The sequence below is a fragment of the Bradyrhizobium sp. ORS 285 genome (assembly GCF_900176205.1).
Lineage (GTDB): Bacteria > Pseudomonadota > Alphaproteobacteria > Rhizobiales > Xanthobacteraceae > Bradyrhizobium.
In genome coordinates, this window is the sequence record NZ_LT859959.1 from 377,638 (window position 1) to 392,689 (window position 15,052).

The 15,052-nt window shown below is 66.2% G+C and carries 14 protein-coding genes; 4 read left to right on the top strand and 10 right to left on the bottom strand.

All coding sequences use genetic code 11. The features are described from left to right. Positions 1 to 3: 3 nt before the first annotated feature. The 6 genes from BRAD285_RS01690 to BRAD285_RS01715 form a co-directional block, all read right to left on the bottom strand. Entirely contained in the window at positions 4 to 1,050 is a 1,047-nt protein-coding gene (locus BRAD285_RS01690) for an ABC transporter substrate-binding protein (RefSeq protein WP_006615317.1), read from the bottom strand. Between the two features lie 24 nt (positions 1,051 to 1,074). After that, complete coding sequence (locus tag BRAD285_RS01695; RefSeq protein WP_006615318.1) at positions 1,075 to 2,160, bottom strand: ABC transporter ATP-binding protein; 1,086 nt, start codon at positions 2,158 to 2,160, stop codon at positions 1,075 to 1,077. 352 nt (positions 2,161 to 2,512) lie between these two features. Continuing rightward, complete coding sequence (locus tag BRAD285_RS01700; RefSeq protein ID WP_006615319.1) at positions 2,513 to 3,262, bottom strand: aspartate/glutamate racemase family protein; 750 nt, start codon at positions 3,260 to 3,262, stop codon at positions 2,513 to 2,515. A gap of 63 nt (positions 3,263 to 3,325) precedes the next feature. Further along, positions 3,326 to 3,775, bottom strand: a complete 450-nt coding sequence (locus tag BRAD285_RS01705) for a DUF3429 domain-containing protein (RefSeq protein WP_006615320.1) — start codon at positions 3,773 to 3,775, stop codon at positions 3,326 to 3,328. Beyond that, complete coding sequence (locus tag BRAD285_RS01710; RefSeq protein ID WP_083846476.1) at positions 3,765 to 3,959, bottom strand: DUF2256 domain-containing protein; 195 nt, start codon at positions 3,957 to 3,959, stop codon at positions 3,765 to 3,767. Before BRAD285_RS01710 ends, BRAD285_RS01705 begins: the two co-directional genes overlap by 11 nt. Positions 3,960 to 3,965: 6 nt before the next feature. After that, a complete protein-coding gene (locus tag BRAD285_RS01715; RefSeq protein ID WP_006615321.1) occupies positions 3,966 to 4,742 on the bottom strand; it encodes an SDR family NAD(P)-dependent oxidoreductase in 777 nt (258 codons plus the stop codon). Between the two features lie 223 nt (positions 4,743 to 4,965). Between BRAD285_RS01715 and BRAD285_RS01720 the strand changes: the two genes are divergently transcribed. Then, positions 4,966 to 5,715, top strand: a complete 750-nt coding sequence (locus BRAD285_RS01720) for an ABC transporter ATP-binding protein (RefSeq protein WP_006615322.1) — start codon at positions 4,966 to 4,968, stop codon at positions 5,713 to 5,715. After that, positions 5,712 to 7,238, top strand: coding sequence for a hypothetical protein (locus BRAD285_RS01725; RefSeq protein WP_006615323.1), 1,527 nt, complete (start codon positions 5,712 to 5,714; stop codon positions 7,236 to 7,238). The genes BRAD285_RS01720 and BRAD285_RS01725 overlap by 4 nt, the downstream gene beginning before the upstream one ends. Before the next feature lie 5 nt (positions 7,239 to 7,243). On the opposite strand, the gene BRAD285_RS01730 is transcribed toward BRAD285_RS01725, so the two are convergent. After that, positions 7,244 to 8,170 (bottom strand): alpha/beta fold hydrolase, encoded by a 927-nt coding sequence (locus tag BRAD285_RS01730; RefSeq protein ID WP_006615324.1) that lies wholly within the window; start codon positions 8,168 to 8,170, stop codon positions 7,244 to 7,246. Positions 8,171 to 8,274: 104 nt separating this feature from the next. On the opposite strand from BRAD285_RS01730, the gene BRAD285_RS01735 reads away from it, so the two are divergent. Next, positions 8,275 to 9,093 (top strand): MBL fold metallo-hydrolase, encoded by an 819-nt coding sequence (locus BRAD285_RS01735; protein WP_006615325.1) that lies wholly within the window; start codon positions 8,275 to 8,277, stop codon positions 9,091 to 9,093. A gap of 2 nt (positions 9,094 to 9,095) precedes the next feature. Here the strand turns inward: BRAD285_RS01735 and BRAD285_RS01740 are convergent, their stop codons facing one another. Beyond that, entirely contained in the window at positions 9,096 to 9,548 is a 453-nt protein-coding gene (locus BRAD285_RS01740; RefSeq protein ID WP_006615326.1) for a cupin domain-containing protein, read from the bottom strand. Between the two features lie 329 nt (positions 9,549 to 9,877). On the opposite strand from BRAD285_RS01740, the gene BRAD285_RS01745 reads away from it, so the two are divergent. Further along, positions 9,878 to 10,342 (top strand): DUF4399 domain-containing protein, encoded by a 465-nt coding sequence (locus BRAD285_RS01745; RefSeq protein WP_006615327.1) that lies wholly within the window; start codon positions 9,878 to 9,880, stop codon positions 10,340 to 10,342. Positions 10,343 to 10,417: 75 nt separating this feature from the next. Here the strand turns inward: BRAD285_RS01745 and BRAD285_RS01750 are convergent, their stop codons facing one another. Next, complete coding sequence (locus tag BRAD285_RS01750; protein WP_139020732.1) at positions 10,418 to 13,204, bottom strand: methyl-accepting chemotaxis protein; 2,787 nt, start codon at positions 13,202 to 13,204, stop codon at positions 10,418 to 10,420. A 208-nt stretch (positions 13,205 to 13,412) separates the two neighbouring features. After that, entirely contained in the window at positions 13,413 to 14,669 is a 1,257-nt protein-coding gene (locus BRAD285_RS01755; protein ID WP_006615329.1) for an aminopeptidase, read from the bottom strand. Positions 14,670 to 15,052: the final 383 nt, after the last annotated feature.

Consider the following 15,052-nt stretch of genomic DNA (forward strand, 5'->3'; position numbering starts at 1 on the left):
CGCTCAGATCTTGATGTCGCGGTTGAACTTCTCGATCCAGGAGGCGCGCTGCTCGTTGATCTTCTTCCAATCCTGGAACACGAACTTCTTCTTCAGCTCCGCGGTGTCCTTGGCCAGCACCTTTGCGATCTCGCCGGACATCGCGACCTTGGTGTTGGTCGGCACGATCAGATAGGGCGAGTTCATCAAGGTGGTCTGCACCTCCGGCGACAGCGCGGCCTCGATCAGCTTGAAGGCGAGCTCCTTGTTCGGCGAGTTCTTGACGATGTGGATCGTGGTCTTGAAGGCGATCGCGCCTTCCTTCGGCGCCACGAATTCGACCGGCACGCCGCGCGCTTTGAGGATCTGGATGGCGTTGAAGTTGCCGGGCGAGATGTCGATCTGGCCCTGCTGGAACAAGGTCGCGAGCGCGCCGGGATTGGCGGCGACGGCGGCGAGGTTCGGCTTCAGCTCCTCCAACGCCTTGAAGCCCTCGTCGACATTGGCCTCGGAGCCGCCGCGCATGCGCGCGATCTCGACCAGCCAGCCGGTGCCGAGCGTGGAGTTGAGATTGGTGATGCCGACCTTGCCCTTGAACTCCGGCTTCCACAGATCCGCCCACGAGGTCGGCGGCGTCTTCACTGTCTCCGGATTGTAGGTGAGACCGACGACCTGGAAGAACGGCGCCGGGCCCATCGCGTCCTGCGCTTCCGGAATCAGGTCCTTGAAATAGGTACTCTTGTCGGCGGGGTAGGGCTCCACGAGGTCCTGGCCGATCGCGACCAGTGCAGGACCCGGATCATGCAGCATGACGTCGATCGGCGGATTGGCCTTGGCGGCATTGACCTTGGCGATCTGGTCGACCGACAGCATCGGGTCCAGCACGATGGCGGCATCGGCGTTTGCCTTGCGGAACGCGGGCACGAGCACCGCCTTGTGCGCCTCCTCCCAACTGCCGGTGAACGTCGCGAACACCAGCGGCCGCGCCTGCGCGAGGCTGAGGCCTGGAAAGGCGTGCATGGCGCCCAGCGTCAAGGCGCTGGTCAGGAGCCGGCGGCGATCAAGCATCATGTTTCACTCCGATATGTTGGTTGTCTATTGCGGGAACACGGTCGCGAGCCCGGGCGCGAGCGGCGCCACGCGCACCGGCGTGCCGGCCTCGCGCAGCGGCGTGCCGCCGGTGCGGGCCTGCGAGATCTTGATGCTGGAGCCGTCCTTGGCCTTGATCTCGTGCACCACGGTGGCGCCGAGCGGCAGCGCCATGCCGATCTCGCCGGCGAAGCCCGAATCGTCGTTGACGAAGGCGAGATGCTCGGGACGCAGGCAGACGGTGACCTTGTCTGAGGCACGAACCGGGTTCGGCGCACGCGCAATGATCTCGCCGCCGGCTTCGAGCGCGACCTTGACCTCACTCGCGTCGGTCGCAAGCACCGTGCCTTTCAGCTTGTTCGCCGTCCCGACGAAGGTATTCACGAACAGCGTCTGCGGCTGGTCGTAGATCTCGGATGGCGTGCCGAACTGCTCGAGATGGCCGTGGCTGAGCACCGCGACGCGATCGGCCATGGACAGCGCCTCTTCCTGGTCGTGGGTCACGATCAATGTCGTGGTCCCCGCCATGCGCTGCAGCCGTTTGACCTCGATCTGCATGTCGAGCCGCAAATTCTTGTCGAGCGCGGCAAACGGCTCGTCGAGCAGCAGGATCGACGGCTTGATCGCGAGCGCGCGCGCCAGCGCCACGCGCTGCTGCTGCCCGCCCGACAATTGCCGCGGCAGCCGCTCGCCGAACGGGCCGAGCTGCACCATGTCGAGCAGCCGCTGCGCCTCCTTGTTGCGCGTCGCCTTGTCGACGCCGCGCGCGGCAAGGCCATAGCCGACATTCTCGGAGATCGAGAGATGCGGAAACAGCGCGTAGTTCTGGAACACGATGCCGACCGCGCGGCGGTTGGGCGGTAGCGCGTCGACGACGTCATTGCCGATGATGACGCGCCCTTCGCTCTGGCCGATGAAGCCGGCGATGATGCGCAGCAGCGTGGTCTTGCCGCAGCCGGACGGGCCGAGCAGCGCGATGATCTCGCCGCCTCTCACATCCAGATTGATGTCGGAGACGGCCATCGTGCCGCTGGCGAAGCGGTGCGTGATCCGATCGAGAACGAGCGACTTGGCTTCCGATACGCTGGCCATTGGGCTTCCTGCTCAACGGAGTTGAAAAAGCAAGAAGCATGCCGTGTTTTGAGGCAGCGAGGGCCGTTTGTGTACAAGCGAGCGGTTGAGCGGTACGTCAGTGTGTGGCTATGGACGAGGCCTCGATCCAAGCGCACGTGGTCAGCTTACGCCCGCCTCTCTCCACGTCATTCCGGGGCGCCCGAAGGGCGAACCCGGAATCCATACCCACAGGCAGCTGTTGTCGGGCGAGATGGTCGTAGGCACATCTCGTATCTCCAAAGACAGTCGTGATTATGGATTCGGGGCTCGCGCTGACGCGCGCCCCGGAATGACGATGTGGAGAGACGAGGCCCTTCACCGCTTCGTTCAACTACACGTCGCGATGCTCCAGCCGGGCCGCCAGCGCCTCCGGCAGGCCCGTGGTCGGCTTCGCCGCCGGGCGGCGGAACGTGCCCGCGGTGGCCTTGCGCATGTTCAGCGCGAGCAGCGCCTCGGCCTGCTTCACCGCGGCGATCACCTGATCCACCACCGGCACGGGAATGCGATGCGCGACTCTGGCAGCGAGGCCCGACAGCGGCGCGCCGGCGAAGATCAGCACGTCGGCCTCGTTCTCCTCGACCGCGCGCAACGCCAGCTCCACCAGCAGATCCTCCTTCTCGTGCTGCACGTCCGAGATCTGCTTGAAGCTGCCGTCGAGCATGCGGATGCCGGCCCAGCGCTCCATCAGCCCGTGCATGCGCACGCACTCCTCGTACCAGGGGCCGAGCGCTTGCGCGAAGGTGACGATGGCGAAGCGCCGTCCGGCCATGCAGGCCGTCAGCATCGCCGCTTCCGCAAGTCCGATCACCGGCACGTCGAACAGCTCGCGCGCAGCGAACAGGCCGGGATCGCCGAATGCGGCGATGATGGCGGCATCGAACGTGCCGTTGCGCTCCGCCAGCATTTCCAGCGCCACCGCGCCGCCGATCTGCGCTTCCGCGCGGGTGGCGATGTAGGGCACGCCGCGCGGCGCGGTGCAGGGGATCAGCGTCGTGCCCGGCGCGGCGGCGTCGCGGCCGACCTGCAGCATCAGGTCGGTGATGTCGGAGCGGATATTGGGATTGAGCAGCAGGATGTTCATGGCGCCTCGCGAAAGTTGCGCGAGCTTGCCAGCGAGATTGCCGCCTTGTCCAGGACGGCGGCGTCAGGATCCTTTAATCACGACGCCGCTCAGCGTCACCACGAGAGAGAGCATCGCGCCGATGCTGAGCAGGCGCCGCAGCTTGACGAACCAGGCTCGCGACGTATCGCCGCCGAAGCTGAACTCATCGAATACGAGCGCGGCCAGCAACGCGGCCGTGAGCAGCACCAGCGCCGGGAGCGGCGGCAGCAGCAAGGTGACCCAGCCGAGCAATGACGGCGTCACGCCCCAGGCCATGCGCGGCCAGTTCGCCAGCGCCGGCGTCTGTACGGCGGCGCCCCAATGCAACGCGCCCAGGAAGCTGACAATGACCGCGCCGTAGCCGATCTGCGCGCGCAGAGCTGCAGCGCGGAGCGTCTCATCGCTAGTGATGACGAGGATCGCGAGGCCAACGAAGGGTATGAGACCCGCAAGGCCGAGGCTTCGCATCGGTGCGGGGATGTCAGACAGCATGCTGTCGTCCTCCGGGCGTGGCAGGTGGAGCGGAAGACGTCCGGCTGCGATCCGACCGACAGCGGTCGGAGCAATACTTCACCTCGTCCCAGTCGCGGGCCCATTTGCGCCGCCACGCGAATGGACGGCCGCACGCGGCGCACATCTTGGTCGGCAAATCGGACTTGCGACGCATCTTCGGCATGACGCGTCACCACGGCACGGGCGTGCCGCGCCAATCGTAGAAGCCGCCGGAGTCCTGCGGCCCGAGCCGATCGATCACCCCGAGCAGATGACGCGCCGCTTCGACTGGGGCAACGCCGGAAGCCGAGGCGAACGGCGCCGACAGTTTCGTCGCCACCGTGCCGGGATGCAGCGCCACGCAGATCGCTTCGGGCGCGCGGCGGGCAAGCTCGATGGCTGCGCAGTGTACGAACTGGTTCAGCGCAGCCTTTGAGGCACGATAGCCGTACCAGCCGCCGAGCCGGTTATCGCCGATCGAGCCGACCCGCGCCGACAGCGCGGCAAGCATGGCCTTCCCCGTGCGCGGCAGAATTGGCAGCAGATGCTTCATCAGCAAGGCTGGTCCGGTCGCGTTGGTGGCGAAGACGCGGGCAAGACGCTCGGCGTCGAGCTCGCGCAAACTCTTCTCCGGCAGCGCGTCGCCCTCGTGCAGCATCCCGGTGGCGATGATGACGAGCCGGATCTCACCGGCCGCTGCGATTGCCTCGGACGCCTGAGCCACGCTGGCTTCATCGGTGAGGTCGAACGCGGGATCGCTGCTCCGGCTGCAGCAGAGGATCGCATTGAAATGGCCGGTTTCGGCGAGCGCCGAGCTCAGCGCCGCACCGATGCCGCCGCTGGCGCCGAACACCGCAGCGACGCCGCCGCGCGGGAAGGAGTCGAGTCGGACGGTATGCCGGGGCAGGGGAGGCGCAGCGCCCGAAGCGGCGTCTCGCGTCTCGGTCGCGATTAGCTGGTTCGCCACGTCCATCCTCACTGGAGCCGCGCAGCCCCGATAAGGGCTGCTTCCCATCCTAACGAAATCGCGCCGCGCTCGGATCATTGCGCTAGGCTTGGCGAAGCCGATCCGGTTCTGGCGCTCGGAACCGGCCGACCGGCGATGGCCCGTCGCGATCACGATCGAGGGATCGTTCACCGCGCCGCAACGAGTTGCGTCCAAGTTGTCGATGCGAACCGAATGAGCGGTCATGACACCAGAGAGCTCCGCCCTCGCTGTGCGAGGGTTAACCAAATGTTTCGAACGGCCGGCTGTCGACGGGCTCGACCTCGTCGTGCGCGCCGGTGAGTTCTATGCGCTGGTCGGCCCCAACGGCGCCGGCAAGACCACGACCTTGCGCATGGTCGCCGGCCTGTTGAAGCCGGATGGCGGCGAGATCGCGATCTTCGGCATCGACGCGCTGCGCGACCCGATTGCCGCCAAGCAGGTGATGGCGTGGGTGTCGGACGAGCCGATGATCTACGACAAGCTCACGCCGCTCGAATATCTCGAATTCGTCGCAGGGCTCTGGGGCGTCGATCCCGCGAACTCGGGCAACGCCGCGCGCGAGCTGCTGGTCTCGCTCGGGCTCGAGCCGCATCTGCACGAGCGCTGCGAGGGCTTCTCCAAGGGCATGCGGCAGAAGGTGGCGCTTGCCGGCGCGCTGGTGCACGACCCACAGCTGATCATTTTGGACGAGCCGCTGACCGGCCTTGATGCGGTCTCCGCCCGTCACGTCAAGGGTCTCCTGGCTGAGCGGGTCCGCCGCGGCGGCACCGTGATCATGACGACGCACATTCTCGAAGTGGCCGAGCGCATGGCCGACCGCATCGGCGTCATCGCGGCCGGGCGGATCGTGGCCGAGGGCACGCTCGCCGAGCTGCGCCAGCAGAATGGCCGCACCGATACCAGCCTCGAAGAGCTGTTCATCGCGCTCGTCGACGTCGAGTCCGCGGCATGACACGGGCGGCGACGCTCGCCTGGTTCGCCCGGCACGAGCTCAGGCTCGCCTGGCGCGAATGGCTCGCCATGATCACCGCCGGACGGCGCCGCCGCACCCGCGCCGCGATCATCGGCCTCGCGCTGTTCGGCGCGCTCATGCATCTGCCGGCCTGGGCCGTGGTCGGCCGCTATGCCGACCTGCAGCCGCCGCTCGACAAGACCGCGCTGATCGTGATCACCGCGACCATCCTGCTGTCCTGGGCCTTGATGCTGTCGCAGGCGATCGAGTCGGTCACGCGCGTGTTCTACGCCCGTGCTGATCTCGATCTCATCATGTCGTCGCCGGTGCGGCTCGCCGAGATCTTCTCGGTTCGTATCGCCGCCATCGCGCTGTCCGTGACCAGCATGGCACTGCTGCTGGCGACGCCCTTCGTCGACGTGCTGCTGATCGAGGGCGGCGCGCGCTGGCTCGCCGCCTTTGTCGTGGTCGCGGCCGTCGGCCTCTCGGCTGCTGCGACGGCCATTGCGATCACAATCGTCCTGTTCCGCCTGATCGGGCCGGCGCGAACGCGGCTGGTGGCGCAGATCCTGGCCGCCGTGATCGGCGCCGGCTTCGTCATCATGCTGCAGATCGCGGCGATCGTCTCCTACGGCACGCTGTCGCGCTTCGCCGTGCTCACCTCGGACGCTGCCGCCGCCATCGCTCCCGATCCGGACAGCCTCGTCTGGCTGCCGGCCCGCGCTGCCCTCGGCGACGGACAGGCGTTGCTGCTCCTGCTTGCGGCCGGGCTGCTGTTGCTCGGAATCGTCATGATGGTGTTCTCTCCGCGCTTCGCCGACACTGCGATCAGCGCCGCCGCGCAAGGCGTTTCCAGCCGCGCCGGCGCGCAGCTCCGCAGCTTCCGCGGCGGCTCGCGACAGCAGGCGCTCAGGCGCAAGGAGCTCATGCTGCTGCGGCGCGATCCCTGGCTGATCTCGCAGACGTTGATGCAGCTGCTCTATCTGGTGCCGCCGGCGCTGCTGTTGTGGCGCAGCTATTCCGATACATCGCAGGCGGTGATCCTGATCACGCCGGTGATCGTGATGGCGGCGGGCCAGCTCGCCGGCGGCTTGGCTTGGCTCACGATCTCCGGCGAGGACGCGCCCGAGCTGGTGGCCACCGCGCCGCTGCCGGCGGCGCGCATCGTGCGCGCCAAGATCGAGGTCGTGCTGATGACCATCGCGGTGATCTTCGCGCCGCTGGTGCTCGCGCTCGCCTGGGTCGCGCCATGGCAGGCTTTGGTGACGGCGGCGGCCGTGCTGATCGCGACGATCTCCTCGACTGCGATCCAGCTCTGGTTCCGGATCCAGGCGCGGCGCAGCCAGTTCCGGCGGCGGCAGACCTCGTCGCGGCTGGCGACCTTTGCCGAGGCCTTCTCCTCGATCGGCTGGGCGGCGACCGCGGCGCTCGCGATCGCGCTGCCCGAAGCGGCCGTGATCTGCGGCCTGATGACCACGGGTCTGCTGTTCGCCGCTTGGAAGCTCAGCCCGGCAAGATCCTGATCGCGTCAGCGCAGCATCTCCATGACGGCGGCGGCGAAGGCCTCGGGCTCCTCCTGCGGCAGGTTATGTCCGGCGCGCGGGATCACGCGATGGGCGAGGCGGTTGCTGAACTTCGCGGCGTGCGCGCGGCCATCCGTCGCCGGGATCACGCCGTCGCTGTCACCGTCGAGCGTGATCGTCGGCACGGTGATGACGGGCAGGCTCGCCAGCCGCTGCTCCAGCTCCTGATAGCGCGGATCGCCTTCGGCGAGCCCATAGCGATGGCGATAGCTGTTGATCACGATATCGACGTGATCGGGATTGTCGAACGCCGCCGCCGAGCGCGTGAAGGTCGCATCATCGAACTGCCAGTTCGGCGACCATTGCTGCCATAGCAGGCGGGCGATTTCGGCGCGGTGGGCCGCGAGGCCGGCGCGGCCGCGCTCGGTCTGAAAGTACCATTGATACCAGAGCGCGAACTCGCGCGGGACAGGTGCAGGCTCGAGCGCCTTGGAGATGTCCTGGATCAGATAGCCGTTCACGGAGACCAGACCCGCGCAGCGCTCGGGCCAGAGGGCCGCCCCGACGCAGGCGCCGCGTCCGCCCCAATCATAGCCGGCGAACACGGCGCGCGGGATCGCCAGCGCGTCCATCAGGGCGATCAAATCGGCGCCGATGGCGGCCTGCTGGCCGGAGCGTGGCGTCGACGGGTCGCGGAAGCGGGTTGGCCCATAGCCGCGCACATAGGGCACGATGACGCGGCAGCCCTGCGCGGCGAGGCGCGGGGCGACGTCGACATAGGAGTGGATGTCGTAGGGATAGCCGTGCAGCAGGATGACGACGGGACCATCCGAGGGGCCGCTTTCGACATAAGCGATGCTCAGGAGTCCAGCATCGATCGCCTTGATCGGATGCATCACCTGCGCCTGCAACGATCCGCCCCGATCACTCATGCCATCCTCCTGCGTGCCGGCCCTGTCCCTCGGGCGCTGCGATGAGGATAGTTCTGATCGCAATTCCTCGCTACACTCACACGCGCTGTTGAAAAGGAACCGCCATGCTGCGTTCGCTGCTCTCGCTGCTTGCCGTCCTGATCTCGTTCGCGTCGCCTGTATCGGCGCAATCGGGACCGCGCACCAGCGAGTGCCTGGCGATGGCCGGCGATACCCCCCGCGCCGTCCCGGTTAGCCTGCGCCGGACGGCCGCGTCCGGCAACGAGGTGACGATCACCTATGCCGGCCATTCGACCTACTTCATCGACACCCCGATGGGCATCCGTATCGCCACCGACTACAGTGGCGCCTATCAGGTCGGGCGATTGCCTGATGTCATCACCATGAACCGGGCGCATTCGACTCACTACACGCTGGCGCCCGATCCGCGCATTCCGCATGTGTTGCGCGGCTGGGGCGATGACGGCAAGCCGGCGCAGATCTTCGAGCGCGTCGGCGACGTGCTGATCCGCAACATCACCACGGACATTCGGCGCTACTTCAGCGACTCGCTCGGCGGCGACATGATCAAGGACGGCAACTCGATCTTCATCTTCGAGGTCGCGGGGCTGTGCATCGGCCATCTCGGCCATCTGCACGTCAAACTCGACGAGACGCATTTCGCCGCGATCGGCCGGCTCGACGTGGTGATGGTGCCGATCGACGGCACCTACACGATGTCGCTCGACGGCATCTCGGAGATCACCAAGCGGCTGCGCGCCTCGGTGGTGCTGCCGATGCACCGCTTCGCAACGCCGCTCGACGAGTTCATGCGCAAGATCGGTCAGCAGTTCGAGATCGACCGGCGGACCGAGCGATCCTTGAAGATGTCGCGCGAGCTGTTGCCGTCGAGCCCGACCGTGATCATTCTCGACGGCGTCTAGCTTTACGCGCCGGCCAGGCTCGTCCCGCGGCGCCCTTCCGGCGTCAGGAACATGCGCTTGAGCTTGTTGATCACGCGCACCGCGAGGCCGAGCAGATAAGGCTGCGTCTTCAGGCAGAAGGCGAGCTTCTTGACGTGGCCCTCGACATGCCACTTCGCATGCGCGCCGTCGCGGAAGAAGATCACGTCGCCCGGTCCATAACGCTTCGCCGGCATCCCCTCGCTCTCCAGCACGATTGCGCCTTCGAGGATCAGGATGGTCTCGTCGAAATCGTAGTACCAGTTGAACTTGCCCTCGGTGCAGTGCCAGACGATGGTCGAGCCCAGGCCGTCGCTGCTGCGCGCGATGGTGCAGGAGGTCGCGGTGGGATTGCCCTCGATGATCCAGGACGGCTCGATCGGCGCCGGCGACAGGTCGACGGCGAGATTGGCGGTTTCGATCAAGGAGGGCGACATCTTGGACCTCAAATATCTGCAACTGAAATAACCCGGCGGCGGCCGGCATGAGCTCGCGACCGTAGCGGGTTGCACCTAACCGGTGCTTTCCGCAGCCGTTAAGATTTGAGCCGATCGCCGCGACCTGCCGTCGCATCACAACCACGCCAGCGCTATAAACATCACGCGAACGCCGCAATTTGTTCGCGGCCTCGCCAAACCTTCTGATCTACTGTTTGACCGCACTGCAAGATACGGCCATGCCTCCCGAAGGGCGCGCCTGACCCATCCTGCAACGTGCCGTCACCATTAAAGATTTTCCGCCGTCGCAGAGATAAGGATTTCCCAAGATGCGCCGACTGAGCCTCGCCATCGCCCTCACGCTGTCCGCCGCCACCCTTGCAACCAGCTCGGTGGTCATTGCCGGCGAAACGCCCGCCCCGGACAATGCCAAGGCCTACTTCATCAACCTCAAGGACGGCGACAAGGTCTCCTCGCCCGTCCTGATCCGTTTCGGCCTCTCGGGGATGGGCGTCGCGCCGTCCGGCACCGAGGCGCCCAACACTGGCCATCATCATCTCCTGATCGATGCACCCGCGCTCGAAGGCGATGCGCTCAATGAGGCGATCCCGGTCGATGCCGAGCACGTCCATTTCGGCAAGGGCCAGACCGAAGCCTCGGTCAATCTCTCTCCCGGCAAGCACACCCTGCAGCTCGTGCTCGGCGATTGGAGCCACATCCCGCACAACAAGCCGGTGATGTCGGAGCGGATCAGCATCACGGTCGAGCCTGCGACGCAGGCCAAGTCGCCCTAGCACGCGATCTGCGCAGCCCGCGACGTCGCGGGCTGCGCCTTGCGTCCTGTTTCGATCGTTCGGCTTGCTGTCCATCTACACCTTGAATGCCAGCCGCAGCCCGCCCCAGTGCCGGTCCTTGATCCTGATGGGCACGTCGATCTCCTTCAGCGGCACGGTCACCCCGCCGCCCATGTCGCGCTCGTAGCGCTGCGCCAGATGGCCGTGGAGCGTTCGCGCCGCGGCCATGCCGGCGCGGTCCTTGTAGAAGCGTCGGTTGCGGCAGTTGGCGATGTTCCACAACCGATCACCCGGCCGCTGCGGCTGTGAGACCTTGCGGTTGTGCGCCGGAATGTAGGCGTTCCGGTCGATCGCCACGCAGAACACGACATTCGGATCAGCGAGGGCGGCCTCTTGAATCGGCATCAGCAGCCGGTCGCAGACCGCGGTGAACGGCGCCTCGAACTGCTCGGGGTCCGTCCCTGCAAGGCGCCGATAATCGAAGTCGAACCATGTTGAAAGCGTTGTTTCCCCCGACGCGATCGACTGCTCAATGGCGGCCGTGATCTTGGCGGCCACGGCCAAGGCAGCGTCGACGTGGACCTGGTCGGCGCGATCGATGGTCGCGAGGAACCCTGCAACAGCGTCGCGCTGCGCCGTCACCTGCTCGCCGAAGCTGATATGGACGTCGCGATTTCCGATGGCGACGATCTCGCCATCGAGCACGCCGAACGAGGGACATTCCAGCTTGACCTGCTGCTGCTCGGACAGCCCGACAACGTCCATGGCCGCGCGGAATCGCGCGCCGCCCTCCGACAGATCCAGCACCGCGCCGTCGATCTGGCCGCCCCTGCCGTGCAGGCGCCCGCGGACATTCGTCGGCCGGCGTTGACTGGACGATCTGCGATCGCCGACGCTCGATGAGCGCAGTGATGACATCAGGTTGGCGCGCAGCTCCGAGACCCGGCCATTGGTGCCGGTAACGAGTTCGGAGACGACCTGAGTCTGCTGCTCGATCGCGGCGGAGCGTCCGGAGATGCGCGTGACGTTCTCGGCCACGGAGGCAACGCCCGCCGACGCTTCGGTGAGGCTGCGTGCGACTTCGCGCAGGGTCGCCTCCTGCTCTTCGGCGGCCGCGGCCATCGCGGCGCTCGCGCCGTCGATGCTGCCGATCGCCGCGCTGATCTTGCTGATGACGGCAGTCGAATCCGAGGTCGCAGTCGAGATGCGATCGATCCGCTGGGCAATGTCATCGGCCGCTTCCGAGGTCTTGCGCGCCAGCGCCTTGACTTCATGTGCCACGATCGCAAATCCGGCGCCGGCTTCTCCGGCCCGCGCCGCCTCGATCGTGGCGTTGAGCGCCAGCAGGTTGGTCTGTGCAGCCACCTCGGCGATGGTGCTGACGACTGACGAGATCTGCTCGGCCGCATCGCTGAGCTCGGCCACCGTCGAGCCGGCCTGCTGGGCTTCGCGCGCGGCACGGCTGGCGAGCTCCGCCGTCTCGGCCGCGCGTTGCGCGATCTCACGTCCCGTTGCCGACAACTCCTCGGCCGAGCTCGATACCGTCGTGACGTTGCTGCTCGCGCCGGCGGAGGCGTGCGCGACCATGCCGGCCTCGCTCGCAATGGTCTTCGCTTCCGCCACCGCCTGGGCGCTGCGCGTCGAAGCGTCGCTGCTGATGGTCATGACTTCGGCAACGGCGATATCGAGATCGGTCTCGAGCAGCTCCCACATCTCGGCGAACATCTTGCGGCGCTCGCGCTCGGCCGCCTCCTTCGCCCGGGCCTGCTCCTCGGTCAGGCGGCGGTTCTCCAGCAGCTTGCCGTGGAACACGCCCAGCGCACGCGAGATCTGGCCCACTTCATCGCGTCGCTTCACCGACTTGAGCTGGACGTCCAGATCGTTCTGCGCCAGCCGCTCCATGGCGCGTGCCATGTGTAGCAGCGGCGATGCAAGCCAACGTCCGAACAGGAAGGCCGCCGCTGCCGTGATCAGCACGGTGACGCAGATCGACCAGAATACGGCGTCCTTTACGCTGGCCAGCTCGGCCTTGACGAGCCCGAGACGCTGGTCGGCCGCGGACCGGATGCCCTGCAGCGTCGGACTGATGCTCTCGTAGTGCCGTGTCAGCTCCGCCGCCTCGCCGATCAGCCTGGTCTGTCCGCCCATATAGGCGAGGAAGCTCGCGCGATAGACATCCATCAGCTTGGAGATGTCGACCTTGACGGCCTCCGGCAGCTCCGACTTTGCAAGCTCGGCGCCGAACTCATCGACCCGCTTGCGCAGATCGTCGCCATATTTCGAATCGCCGCGCACCATGAAATCCTTCTCGTGCCGGCGCATCATCAGCATCAGCACGGCGAGGCGCGGCTGATCGAACTTCATCAACTGGGTTTCGACCGAGCGAACGGCGCTGCGCAGCTTGCCTTGCAGGCCGTCATTCTCGTCGAAGCCGATGGTCTTCTGCGCGGCGACCACATTGGCGAAGCGTGTTGAATAGCCGGTGATCGCCTCGCGTGACGCAGCGGCCTGCCGCGCGGTCTCGTCATTGGGCGTAGCCGCGAGAATGGCGTCGACACGGTCCAGTTGCGACCTGATCGATCCGACGATCTGCTCATGGCCGGCCACCTTGGCGTCGGACGGCTTCTGCAGGAAGTCCGTCGCGGTCCCGCGCGCCTGCAGCAATCCCTCCCAGATGCCGCCGCTCAAGCCCGCCAGGGTCGCGACGCGATCTGCAATCTGCTGGCTGCGGCGTTCGATCGAGAGCCCTGCCAGATAAAGGCAGCCGATAACGGCGACGCCGGCGAGTCCCAGACAAAGAATTTGGCCCTTGAGCCCAAAGCGAATCCGACCCTGCGCCAATGCGGGGAGCGAGGCATCCATTGTTGTTCCCTGTGAATCGATTGAGCAACAGTGGGCAGTTTTAGGGATCGTGCTTAAGGACGAACTAATCAAGGTGCGTAGTCCAGAATTATTCAACCAATGGGTGCAGTAAAATTACGGGCTTTAGTGCAACAACAAACCTCACTACGCATGCTCTCGTGCAGTCGGCGGCGCCGCCAAGCGACAGACCGCCGACGCACGATCGAGATCAGGCCCACTCGCCCTTGCGGAATACCGGCACGCGGCGGCCGTCTTCATGGACGCCATCAATGTCGGTCTCGGCCGCGCCGATCATCCAGTCGATGTGGATCAGGCTCTGGTTACCGCCTTGGGCGGCGATCTGCTGCGGCGACAGCGAGGTGCCGTTGACGAAGCACTTCGAGTAGCACTGGCCGAGGGCGATATGGGAGGCGGCGTTCTCGTCGAACAGCGTGTTGTAGAACAGCAGCCCGCTCTTCGAGATCGGCGAGGAGTGCGGCACCAGCGCCACCTCGCCGAGCCGGCGCGCGCCCTCATCGGTGTCGAGCACCTTGTTCAGCACCTCCGCGCCCTTCGAAGCCTTGGCCTCGACGATGCGGCCTTCCTCGAACTTCACCTGAATGTTGTCGATCAGCGTGCCTTGATAGGACAGCGGCTTCGAGCTCTTGACGTAGCCGGAGACGCGGCGGCAGTGCGGCGTCGTGAACACCTCTTCGGTCGGGATATTGGCGTTGCAGGTGATGCCGTTCTTCGCGGTCGAGGCGCCGCCTTCCCATTCATGTCCGTCGGCAAGGCCGATCGTGAGGTCCATGCCGGGGCCGGTGTAATGCAGCGCGCTGAAGCGCTGGCTGTTCAGCCACTCGGTGCGCTCGCGCAGCACCGCGTTGTGACGCTCCCAGGCGGACACCGCATCCTCGCGGTCGACCCGCGAGGCCGCGAAGATGGCATCGGCGAGCTTGGCCACCGCGACCTCCTCCGGCACGTCGGGGAAGACGAGCTTGGCCCAGGCCGCGCTCGGATAGGCGATGATGTTCCAGTTGGTCTCGAAATTGGTGATCTTCTCCAGCGCCGGCTGATAGGCCTTGGAGTTGGCCTTGCTCGCCCGCGCGACCTTGGCCGGGTCCTGGCCGGACAGCAGCATCGGATTGTCACCGACGATGGCCAGACGTGCGGTGTTTTCCGAGAACGCCTTGGCCATGCCTTGATAGAGCCAGTCGGCGGCGCGATCGAAGCTGTTGTCGTGGCCATAGCGATAGCGCGCGAGCGTCAGCTCCTCGTCGGAGAAGAACGAGGTCACGATGCCGGCGCCGGCCTTGTAGGCGTGCTCGGCGACCTTGCGCACCAGCGGCAGCGCCACCGACGGCGCGGTCAGCAGCAGATCCTGCCCCGGCCGCAATTGCAGCCCAACCTTCACCGCCACCTCGGCAAGGCGGTCGAGCTTCACGGGATCGATGGCGGTATCGAAGCTACTGACATGTGCTGTCATGGGGTCCAGTTCCGTTGCTTTGGGATACGTCAGAGATAGGCCAATGGATGGGGCGGTCAATGGCGAAGACGGCGCCGCATTCTCCGCTGTCGTCCCGGGCCTGACCCGGGACCCATAATCACCGGAATGGTTGCACGAGCTGGATGCTCAAGCGTGCCTCGAACGTCTGCTGCGGAGTATGGCCCCGGATCGGCGCCGCGACGCGCGTCGGGCGGCTTGTCCGGGACGACAGCGGAGTTGGCGGTTACGACTTTGCATTCTCGCACCCGCTTTCGCGTCCGAGTTTTGCCGGTCCAATCACCCTCTTCTAAGCGAGGGTGCAGGGAGAGCCGGGCCTCGACTGAGGCCCGTGGCCCGCCTGCGAAAGAAAATGCAGGCGGCAG

What these genes read in the sequence shown, in the direction of transcription:
- BRAD285_RS01690 (WP_006615317.1), bottom strand. Translation starts at nt 1,050, where the DNA reads ATGATGCTTGATCGCCGCCGGCTCCTGACCAGCGCCTTGACGCTGGGC.
- BRAD285_RS01695 (WP_006615318.1), bottom strand. Translation starts at nt 2,160, where the DNA reads ATGGCCAGCGTATCGGAAGCCAAGTCGCTCGTTCTCGATCGGATCACG.
- BRAD285_RS01700 (WP_006615319.1), bottom strand. Translation starts at nt 3,262, where the DNA reads ATGAACATCCTGCTGCTCAATCCCAATATCCGCTCCGACATCACCGAC.
- BRAD285_RS01705 (WP_006615320.1), bottom strand. Translation starts at nt 3,775, where the DNA reads ATGCTGTCTGACATCCCCGCACCGATGCGAAGCCTCGGCCTTGCGGGT.
- BRAD285_RS01710 (WP_083846476.1), bottom strand. Translation starts at nt 3,959, where the DNA reads ATGCCGAAGATGCGTCGCAAGTCCGATTTGCCGACCAAGATGTGCGCC.
- BRAD285_RS01720 (WP_006615322.1), top strand. Translation starts at nt 4,966, where the DNA reads ATGACACCAGAGAGCTCCGCCCTCGCTGTGCGAGGGTTAACCAAATGT.
- BRAD285_RS01725 (WP_006615323.1), top strand. Translation starts at nt 5,712, where the DNA reads ATGACACGGGCGGCGACGCTCGCCTGGTTCGCCCGGCACGAGCTCAGG.
- BRAD285_RS01730 (WP_006615324.1), bottom strand. Translation starts at nt 8,170, where the DNA reads ATGAGTGATCGGGGCGGATCGTTGCAGGCGCAGGTGATGCATCCGATC.
- BRAD285_RS01735 (WP_006615325.1), top strand. Translation starts at nt 8,275, where the DNA reads ATGCTGCGTTCGCTGCTCTCGCTGCTTGCCGTCCTGATCTCGTTCGCG.
- BRAD285_RS01740 (WP_006615326.1), bottom strand. Translation starts at nt 9,548, where the DNA reads ATGTCGCCCTCCTTGATCGAAACCGCCAATCTCGCCGTCGACCTGTCG.
- BRAD285_RS01745 (WP_006615327.1), top strand. Translation starts at nt 9,878, where the DNA reads ATGCGCCGACTGAGCCTCGCCATCGCCCTCACGCTGTCCGCCGCCACC.
- BRAD285_RS01750 (WP_139020732.1), bottom strand. Translation starts at nt 13,204, where the DNA reads ATGGATGCCTCGCTCCCCGCATTGGCGCAGGGTCGGATTCGCTTTGGG.
- BRAD285_RS01755 (WP_006615329.1), bottom strand. Translation starts at nt 14,669, where the DNA reads ATGACAGCACATGTCAGTAGCTTCGATACCGCCATCGATCCCGTGAAG.